6 protein-coding genes are annotated in these 9,200 nt (G+C 62.6%); 1 reads left to right on the top strand and 5 read right to left on the bottom strand.

All coding sequences use genetic code 11. The features are described 5' to 3' along the window. Positions 1–68 precede the first annotated feature (68 nt). Positions 69–1,025, top strand: a complete 957-nt coding sequence (locus tag GQX66_RS18100; protein ID WP_085747865.1) for an alpha/beta hydrolase — start codon at positions 69–71, stop codon at positions 1,023–1,025. Positions 1,026–1,090: 65 nt separating this feature from the next. Here GQX66_RS18100 and GQX66_RS18095 read toward each other — a convergent pair whose 3' ends face one another. The 5 genes from GQX66_RS18095 to pvdM form a co-directional block, all read right to left on the bottom strand. Beyond that, complete coding sequence (locus GQX66_RS18095) at positions 1,091–3,571, bottom strand: TonB-dependent receptor (protein ID WP_236191005.1); 2,481 nt, start codon at positions 3,569–3,571, stop codon at positions 1,091–1,093. A 113-nt stretch (positions 3,572–3,684) separates the two neighbouring features. Then, entirely contained in the window at positions 3,685–5,334 is a 1,650-nt protein-coding gene (locus GQX66_RS18090; protein WP_085747863.1) for a cyclic peptide export ABC transporter, read from the bottom strand. A 109-nt stretch (positions 5,335–5,443) separates the two neighbouring features. Then, the gene (locus tag GQX66_RS18085; RefSeq protein ID WP_240870278.1) at positions 5,444–6,331 is read right to left on the bottom strand and encodes a formylglycine-generating enzyme family protein; all 888 of its coding nucleotides are present in this window, start codon (positions 6,329–6,331) and stop codon (positions 5,444–5,446) included. 37 nt (positions 6,332–6,368) lie between these two features. After that, positions 6,369–7,646, bottom strand: a complete 1,278-nt coding sequence (locus GQX66_RS18080) for an aminotransferase class V-fold PLP-dependent enzyme (protein ID WP_085747861.1) — start codon at positions 7,644–7,646, stop codon at positions 6,369–6,371. After that, on the bottom strand, positions 7,643–9,013 hold the full coding sequence (gene pvdM, locus GQX66_RS18075) for a pyoverdine-tailoring dipeptidase-like protein PvdM (protein WP_102717686.1): 1,371 nt from the start codon (positions 9,011–9,013) through the stop codon (positions 7,643–7,645). Before pvdM ends, GQX66_RS18080 begins: the two co-directional genes overlap by 4 nt. Positions 9,014–9,200 lie beyond the last annotated feature (187 nt).

Here is a 9,200-nt window from a genome sequence, read left to right as displayed (position 1 = left end):
ACGCTGGATCATTTTTGAGGGGCGTTGCCGAGGCGCGCCCCTTTTTTGCTGATACAAGGATCTTCGCGATGTCGTTACACCCTGATCTGGAAGCCTTTCTCGACCTGGCTCAAGACAGCCAGGATGCCGGTCTGCCGGCGCTGCACCAAATGACTCCGGCCCAGGCCCGGGACACCTTCGAACAGACCACTGCGCAGTTGCGCTGGATGGCGCCCGAAGACCTGGACGTGCAGGCCATCAGCGCGACCGCCCGGGACGGTGCGCCGCTGGCACTGCGACTTTATCGCCCGCACGGTGTGTCAGCGCCAATGCCGGTGCTGGTGTATTTCCACGGTGGCGGGTTTGTGGTCGGAAGCCTCGATTCCCATGACGGCGTGTGTCGCGAGTTCTGCCGGCGCACGCCATGCGCGGTGCTCTCCGTGGGCTATCGACTGGCGCCGGAGCACCGTTTCCCGACGGCACTGGAAGACGGTGAGGACGCCTTGTCGTGGCTGGCCGAACACGCGGCTTCGTTGGGCCTGGACTCGGGCCGGGTCGCCTTCGGCGGTGACAGCGCCGGGGCCACGCTGGCCACCGTACTGGCGGTGCAAGCGGTGGTTCAGCCGCACACCGTGGCCATCGCACCCAAGGTTCAGTTGTTGTGCTATCCAGTCACCGACGCCTCCCGTGCCCATGATTCGCGGGCCCTGTTCAGCGAAGGCTATCTGCTGGAAGACGAGACACTGGACTGGTTTTATGGGCATTACGCGCGCACCCCGGAAGATTATCTGGACTGGCGTTTCTCGCCGTTGCTGGCCGAAGATCTGCGTGGCGTCGCCCCGGCCATTGTCGTGCTGGCCGGGTTCGATCCGCTGCTCGATGAGGGCCAGGCGTATGTCGACAAGTTGCGTGAGCACGGTGTGAGCGTCGAGCTCGAGCACTGCCCGGGGCTGACCCACGACTTGCTCAGGCTGGCGTCGGTGATGCCCGATGTCCTGCAGGTACACGAAACCCTGAGCCGGGCGCTGCATCGCGCATTGAGCTGAACCTCAGACAAATTCGCAGGCCAGAAAAAACCCCGCAATGCGGGGTTTTTTCATGGTCGCTGTAATCAGAAGTCAGCTTTGACCGACATCACGAAATTGCGCGGGTCGCCGTAGAAGTTACCGAAACCTTCGGTGCCCACAGTGGCGTAGTAGCGTTTGTCGAACAGGTTGTTGCCGTTGAGGGCGACGGACCAGGTGTCATCGATGCGGTAGCCGATGCGACCGTTCCAGACCGCGTAACCCGACTGGGTGATGTTGTCACCGCCCAGTGGCGAGGTGCGGTAGTTGCCGCTCTGGGCGTTGACGCCGGCACCGATGGTGACGCGATCCAGAGGGCCGCTCAGGCTGTAATCACCCCAGACGCGCAGCAGGTGACGTGGTACGTAGGAGTTGTAGATCACGCCGTCCTGGGTGGCGTCGGCGTCTTCCAGCACTTTGGTCTGGGTGTAGGTGTAGCCGGCCAGCAGTTGCAGGCGATCGATCACTTCACCGCTGACTTCCGCTTCGAAGCCCTGGGCGCGGACCTTGCCGGAGTTCAGCGAGCAGGAACTGTCTTCACAGCGCGGGTCATCCTGGGCCGCATCTTTCTGAATGGTGCGGAACAGGTTGAAGGAGCTGTTCAGGCGACCGTCGAACCACTCGCCCTTGATCCCCAGCTCGTAGCTCTGGCCGATCAGGGGTTTGAGGGTGCCGCCGTCGATGGTCTTGTAGCCGCCTTGCGGGGTGAAGATATCGGTGTAGCTGGCGTACGCGGTCAGGTTGTCGTTGAGATCGAACAACAGCCCGGCAAACGGGGTGACCTGTCCGGTTTCGGTGGACTTGGTGTTGACCGGGGTGCCTTCGCCGCGGAAGTACTGCACGGAGTCGGTGTCGGACTTGTACCAGCTGACACGGCTGCCCAGCACGAAGGTCAGTGGATCTGCCAGCTTCAGGCGGGCGGTGGAGTAAACACCGTATTGCTTGATGTGCATATCTACCGGACCGCCCCGGGAGGCATTGGCCAGGTAGTAGCTTTCGTCAGGCTGGGGCAGGTGATGGTTCGGGTTCAGTACGTTCTGGCGCTGTGGCAAGGCCGCCACGGCGTAGAAGTCATCCTTGTGGGAACGGCTGGCGTTGGCGCCGACGGTGAGTTCGTGCTGCTGGCCGAACGCGTCGAATTTGCCGTCCACGTAGGCATCGAAGCCGTAGTCGGTCTGCTCGTAGTCGTAGATGCTCCCCAGCATCAGCGTGTTGGAGCTGGTGGCGCCTACCGGCACCGCGCCGCTCGGGAACGCGTATTCCATGTCCTGGGTGTTGCGCGAGAAGACCCCGGCCACTTTCAGGGACCAGTCGTCGTTGAACTGGTGTTTCACGTCGCCGAAGTAGGTGGCGCGTTTGCTGCGCTGGTTGTTCCACGAGGTGTTCAGGCAGGTGGAGCGCTTGAGGTGCAGGTCGGAGCCATCGGCGTAGCGCGGCAGACCGCCCCAGCAAGGCGTGGCGTCGACGTCTTCATAGGCCATGCCCAGGCCCAGGGTGGTGTCGGGGCTGAGGTCGAAGTCCAGGGCACCGTAGTAGATCTGGTCCTTGCGGCTGGCCACGTCATAGAAGTACTGACGGGTCTGCTGGGTGACCACGGCGCGGCCACGGAGGGTGCCGGCGTCGTTCAGCGGGCCGCCGGTGTCGACCTGACCGCGATAGTTGTCCCACGAGCCTGCCGACAGCGACAGTTGGGTGTGCGGGGTGTCCTGGCCGCGCTTGCGCACGAAGTTGACGCCACCGGCCGTACCGCCTGCGCCTTTCATCATGCCGGCAGCACCGCGCAGCACTTCGACGCGGTCATAAATGGCCATGTCGCTGTTGAAGCTGTCTGCCTGTACGTAGCTGCTGCCGATGTCCAGCGGCACGCCGTCGTACTGGTACTGGCCGGTCATGCGGAAGCCGCGCGAGTAGAAATACTTGCCGCCCATGGGCGAGTCGTAAACGGTGATGCCCGGAGTCTTTTCCATCACTTGTTCGATGGTGTTGAGGTTCTGGTCGTCCAGCATCTTGCGGGTCATGACCGTGACCGACTGCGGGGTTTCCTTCAGCGAGTGCACGCCCTTGCCGATGGTCACGCCACCGGTGGTGTAGGAGTTGCTGCCTTCGGTAGTGGCCGTCAGTCGTTGCCCGTCGATGTTGGTCGGTGCCAGTTCCATCGCGCTGCCGGTGGCGGGGGCCAGCAGGGTCACGGTATTGCCGTCACGCTGATGACGGATGCCGGTGCCCTTGAGGATGGCCGCGATGGCGCTGTCGTCCGCGTACCGGCCGTTCAGGGCGGTGGAGCGCAGGCCTTGCAGGCTTTCCGGGCTGTAGATGATTTGCAGGCTGGTCTGCTGACCGAGCGATTGCAGGGCCTGGGCCAAAGGTTGCGCCGGGATGTTCAGGGTCCATTCCTGGGCCTGGACATACGGGGCGACGGCCAGCGTCATTGCCAGTCCCAGGCCGGTGGTGGCCAGACGGGAGCGGGTAGCACCGTGCATGAGCAGGGCTCGGGTCAGTGGGCGAAGCATGAAGCGGGATGCGGACATGAGGTTAAGACCTTGGCAGGTATAGTTGTTAATGGTTCTTATTCATCTCATTAAGACGAGAAAGCCGCGGTAAACCGGAAAATATTTTTCCGGTCTGGCCGCGGCTTCGTCGATCAAGCGGTTTGCAGTTCGCTTTTGACCTTTCCGGCCTCCATGCGCACCAGTTGATCGGCAACGTCGAAGTAACGGTCATCGTGGGAGATCACGATGATGGTCTTGCCCAGCCGTTTCAGGTCGGGCAGGAGTTCGGTGTAGAAAATCCGTCGGAATGTCGGGTCCTGATCGGCGGCCCATTCGTCGAACACCAGCACCGGGCGCTCTTCGAGCCAGGCGTTGACCAGTGCCAGGCGCTTGCGCTGGCCGGTGGACAGGTCGGTGGTGGTGAACGCTCCGTCGCGCACGCTGACCTTGTGCGCGATCTCCAGGCGCTCGAGGTAGCGGGTAGCGTCCTGCGGTACTTCGCGGTCTCCCTGGATCAGGTCGTCGAACAGGTAGTAGTCGGCAAAGATCGTGGTGAAGTTCTGGCGGTAGTCGTCACGGTTCAACGCGGTGATCGGCTGACCGTTGACCCGGATTTCGCCTTCGGTCGGCGCATACAGGCCCAGCAGCAATTTGATCAGGGTGGTTTTGCCGCAGCCGTTTTCACCGACGATAAACACGATGTCGCCTTGCTCGATGCGCAGGTTGACCGGTCCGAGGCGGAACGGTTCGCTGCCTGCAACCGGCGGGAAGGCATAACGCACATTGTTCAATTCCAGACGGTTGACGGCACCAGGCTTCTTGCCCTGGTCTTCCAGCAGCAGGTGCGGCTCGGGCGAGGAGAACTGCTCGCTCAGTTCGGCAATCCGGCGGAAGGCAATCTGTGCGCGGCTGATGATCGGCAGTGTGCTGACCAGATGTTCCAGCGGGCCCTTCATGTACAGCAGCACCAGCACGAAGCCGCTCATCACGGCCTTGTCACCGCTCGGCCAGAACGATTGCAGGGCCAGGGCCATGCCGATCACCACGAAGAACAGCATCGATCCGAAGGACTTGGCGATCACGAACGTGTTGATGGATTTGATCTGGGTGTCGCAGATCTTTTCGGCGGTCTTCTGGATACCCGACACAAACATGCGCTGGCGGCGCGGGCGATGGATGCGCAGTTCCTTGGCGCCTTCGGCAATCGCGTTGTAGTGCTTTTGCAGTTCGTCTTCGGAGTCGCGCGCAGCGTAAAACCCGCGCATGCCCTTGGCCCGGGCAATCGCCTGGATGGTGGTGCCGATGGCGATTGCCACCAGCATCATCAGGAACATCGGCCAGGACAGCATCGCCAGGTAGCCGAGGCACCCCAGGGTCACGGTCATGGAAATGGCCAGCGGTGCAAACGCGAAAGCGAAGTCGCTGATGGTGTCCACGTCGTGGGTCAGCACCGGAATCAGGCGGTGGCTGCGATAGCGTTCGATCTGGTCGATCGGCGCCGACAGCACTTTCTCCCCCAGCTCTTTGCGCAGGCGGGCAATGATGTGTTGGCCGACGTAGTTGGTGCCGATGTCGGACAGGATCGTGGTCAGCAAGGCCAGGGCGCACAGCCCGGCGAAAATCATGACCACGGTGCGGGTCAGTCCGTCGGCCGAGTGCAAGGCGTTGTTGATGGTCGCCAGCAGCACGGTGACGCTCAGGCCGCCGATCATGCCGAGCACGATGGATACGCAGACAATCAGGCGGAAGGGCTTGAGCAGGGCGAACAATTCGTTGATCGCCCCACGCGTTGGCTTGGTCATGGAGGATTCCTGCTTCGGTGCGGAGGGAGTGCCGGTATGTAAGGAAAACGAATGGTCACGGGGTTTCTTTAAACGACCGCAGACGGGCTGCGGTCGCTGACAGTCGGGTTCAGAGGTCGCGCACTACGCGAAAGCCCAGCCAGTCGCCCTTGCTGGTCGGCCAGCTGCTGTTGCGGTTGCCGGAACGGGAAAACACCGGTGCTTCGCCCCAGTCGTTGCCGCGCATGATCTGGCGTTCGCAGTTTTCCTGTACCCATGGGCGGCCGTCGTTGGGTACGCCGGAGTAATCCTTGTGATAACAGTCGGCCGTCCATTCGTAGACGTTGCCGTGGGCGTCGTACACGCCAAAGGCGTTGGCCGGGAAGGTGCCGGCCGGGGACGTGAAGTTGTAACCGTCGGCGGCGCCGTAGGTGTTGGCGTGTTTGGAAATCTGGTAGTCGCTGCCTTCGTCGAACGGGAAGGGGAACGAACCGGTGCTGCCGCCACGGGCCGCGTATTCGCGGATCGACTCGCTCGGCAGGCGATAGCGGTGGCCGGTCTTTTTCGACAGCCAGTCGATGTAGCCCTGGGCTTCGGCCACGTTCATGCAGACGGCCGGGTCGCGTTTGGTCTGTTTGAACTCGGGCTTGCCGGCGGTGCAGCGGCGGCCCGGGCGATCATCGAAGTCATAGGGCTTGGCGCCGGTCTCGCGGACATACGCATCCCACTCGCCGACCAGCACCTGAAAGCGGCTGATGGCGAACGGTCGGGTGAAGGTCACTTCGTGGCGCGGGCCTTCGTCGGGCTCGCGGCCGACTTCGTCGTCCGGTGTGCCCATGGTGTAACTGCCGGTTGGCAACGCCACCATTTCCGGACAGTCCTTGCAGTCCTTGAACACTTTGCCGGGGGCCGGCGGGGTGGCTGCCACGGCGGCGCCCGGCAGAAGGCCCGCGCACAGGGCGGTCAGGGCCAGGGCGGGCAATGCCTTGAAGGTGATTGAGGCGTGAGGCTTTTTCATGAGTCGTCTCTGTTTAAAGGAAACCGGGGCGCAGGGGTCAGGCGCGCAGCGTCTTGCCCAGCAAATCGAGGAAACGGTCCACTTCGGCTTCAGTGTTGAGCAGACCGGGCGCGGTCCGGATCACCGGGCCGACGTCGCGGCTGACGGCATCACAGACCACGCGGTGTTTCATCAGGCGGGCGGCGATGTCATCGCTGTCACGGCCCTTGACCCGGAAGAAGCTGAAACCGGCAGAGAACTCCGGATCGACCGGGGTCACCAGTTCGACATTCGGCTGTTCCAGCAAGCGCTGCTTCAAATAGCTGTTGAGCTGATGGATGCGCGCCTGCACGTCGGCCTTGCCCAGTTGCAGGTGAAGCTTGAACGCCTCGTCCACCGCCCAGCGATGTTCGAAGGCGTGATAGCCGCCGGGCGTCATGGTCTTGGCGAAGGTCGTGGCTTCGGAGAAGGTCGGCACGCTGGGGCTGACGTATTTCACCTCGTCGCTGCGACTGCAGACGATGCCGGTGCCGCGCGGGCCGAACATCCATTTGTGCGTGCCGGCGATGAAGAAATCGCAGTTCATCTGCGGGAAGCTCAGGTCTTCGACACCAAAACCGTGCACGCCGTCGACCACGTAAATGATCCGGTCCTTGTCGTCGCGGTTTCGGTTGTGTTCGTCGACGAGGCGGGCGATATCGCCAATCGGCAGTTTCACACCGCTGCCCGAGTGCACCCAGGTCATGCCGAGAACGCGGGTTTCGGGGCGGATGTTGCGATTGATGGTGTCGAGCACCTGATCCGTCGAAACGCTTTGCGGGTTCTCGAACAGCGTGAGCTTGCGCACCCGGGTGCCGTCGCGGGCGGTGCGGAAGTCGAGGATGTTGCGGGTGGAGTAATGCTCGTGAACCGTGGTCAGGATTTCCTGGTCCGGGCGTACGTGCACACTGCCGTAGATCATCGCCAGACCTTCGGTGGTGCTGCCGGTGAGGGCGATCTGGCTCGGCCTGGCCTGCAAGTACTGGCCGGCCCAGACCCGCACGTTCTCTTCGCGCTGTTCGGTGACGCCCAGATCCCAGTCCATCGCCAGGCCCGGATTGCGGTCGATGTCCTCACGATGGCGAGCGATAGCCTCGCGCACGGGCCTTGGGTGCGATGTCACCAGGAAGTTGGCGAAGTGGATCGCGTCCGGATCCTGTTCGAACATCCCGCGCAAGGCCAACCATTTGTCCTGCGGCGAAGCGGCGGCGCGGGCCGGCTCAGCCAGGCTGACGCCCAGAGGCAGGGCGGCGGCCAGTACGCCGGCCTGCTTCAGAAAAGTGCGGCGGTCAGTCATGGTCGGGTCGTGTCCTGACGGGAGATCAGGGCAGGTTTGGCGGCTTTCTGCACCTGATCCCAGACCCGCAGGAAGTTGCCGCCCCACAGCTTGGCGATGTCGGCTTCGGAGTAACCGCGCTGGATCAGTTCGGCGGTGACGTTGCGGATCTCGCCGACGTTTTCCCAGCCCTTGATTCCGCCGCCGTCATTGAAGTCCGAAGAGATGCCGACGTGGTCGATGCCGATCTTGCGCACGGTGTAGTCGATGGCGTCGCCGAAGTCCTTCAGGGTGGCTTTCGGTTCCTCTTCGAGAATTCCGTACAGGCCGCTGGCGTACTGACCGAGTTTCTGTTCCGACCAGGCGGTGATGATCGGGTCGCCCGGCATCAGCGCCATGGCCAGGTTCGGCAGAGGCGGCAGATCGAAGCGGGCGCGCAGGGCGTTGAGTTTGTCCTGGGTGCCCTGGGTCAGCGGTTTGAGGTACTGCGAGAAACCGACCACCTGCACCACGCCGCCGCTGTTCTTGATCAGCTGCAGTTCCTTGTCGCTTAGGTTACGCGGAATGTCCACCGCCGCTCTCGGCGCGGAGTGCGAAGCCACCAGCGGTGTACGGCTCAGTTGCGCAACCTGCTCCAGGCCCTTGGTCGACATCTGCGAGACGTCGATGATCACGCCCAGGTCATTGAGGCGGTGCACGGCCTGTTTGCCGATGTCCGAGAGGCCGTCCAGCGCATCCGGGGAATCATTGAAAAACGGCAACGGGCGCGAGGAGTCTGCCCAGCTGTTGTTGCCGATATAGCTGAAGCCGAACATGCGCATGCCACGACCGGCCCACAGGTCCAGTTTGCTCAGGTCGTTACCCAGCGGGTAGGCGTTGAGCATGCTGATGAAAATCGCAAACTTGCCTTCGCCGTGCAGGCGGCGGAAATCGTCAGGGGTATAGGCGATGCCGACCTGATTGGGGAAGTCGCGCACCAGGCCCGAGATGATCTTGTAGCGCACTTCCTGTTGATTGCGGGCCTCTTCGACGAAACCGTCGGTAGGCCGGTGCGGCGCGTTCGGGCCGTTCCACATCTCCGGCCAGCCGAACACCGTCAGCGCCGCGCCGGACAGCCGTCCACGGTTGGCCTTGATCAGGTCGAACTGCCCGGAGCCGTCCTTGTCGGCTTCATTGCCATGGGCGCCGAAACTCAAGGGCACGGTGATGTGGCTGTCGAACGACAGGATCCGCTCCTGCAGTTCGGTGGCCTGTTTCATCACCTTGACCGGGTAGCCGGGGTTGTCCCTGAACCAGTAATCCCAGGCCAGAAAGCCTGCGCCGGCGCTGATCGCCAAGGCCAGCGGCAGGCCGATGTATAGAGCCTTTTTCGAACGCGGTTTTGTCATTGCCATCTCATTCAGGTTCGCCGTCGAGGTACAGGCGCAGGGGCCTTTGCTATCTGGGAGGAACGACTGGGGAGGCAAACAATTTAGCGACGCGACAAAAGAACGCGCGAACGCGGTCCGGGCGTTCGGAGATCTTTTCGGGCAGGCGATAAATTTGTCGCACCAGCAAACGTTCTAGCTTGGATAA

Source organism: Pseudomonas sp. B707, assembly GCF_022496685.1.
Taxonomy (GTDB): domain Bacteria; phylum Pseudomonadota; class Gammaproteobacteria; order Pseudomonadales; family Pseudomonadaceae; genus Aquipseudomonas; species Aquipseudomonas paraglycinae.
The sequence above is the reverse complement of the archived record's forward strand: the minus strand, read 5'-3'. Positions and strand labels throughout refer to the sequence as shown.

Excerpts from the sequence above, each read along its gene's own strand:
- GQX66_RS18100 (WP_085747865.1), top strand. The coding sequence starts at position 69 with ATGTCGTTACACCCTGATCTGGAAGCCTTTCTCGACCTGGCTCAAGAC.
- GQX66_RS18095 (WP_236191005.1), bottom strand. The coding sequence starts at position 3,571 with ATGTCCGCATCCCGCTTCATGCTTCGCCCACTGACCCGAGCCCTGCTC.
- GQX66_RS18090 (WP_085747863.1), bottom strand. The coding sequence starts at position 5,334 with ATGACCAAGCCAACGCGTGGGGCGATCAACGAATTGTTCGCCCTGCTC.
- GQX66_RS18085 (WP_240870278.1), bottom strand. The coding sequence starts at position 6,331 with ATGAAAAAGCCTCACGCCTCAATCACCTTCAAGGCATTGCCCGCCCTG.
- GQX66_RS18080 (WP_085747861.1), bottom strand. The coding sequence starts at position 7,646 with ATGACTGACCGCCGCACTTTTCTGAAGCAGGCCGGCGTACTGGCCGCC.
- pvdM (WP_102717686.1), bottom strand. The coding sequence starts at position 9,013 with ATGACAAAACCGCGTTCGAAAAAGGCTCTATACATCGGCCTGCCGCTG.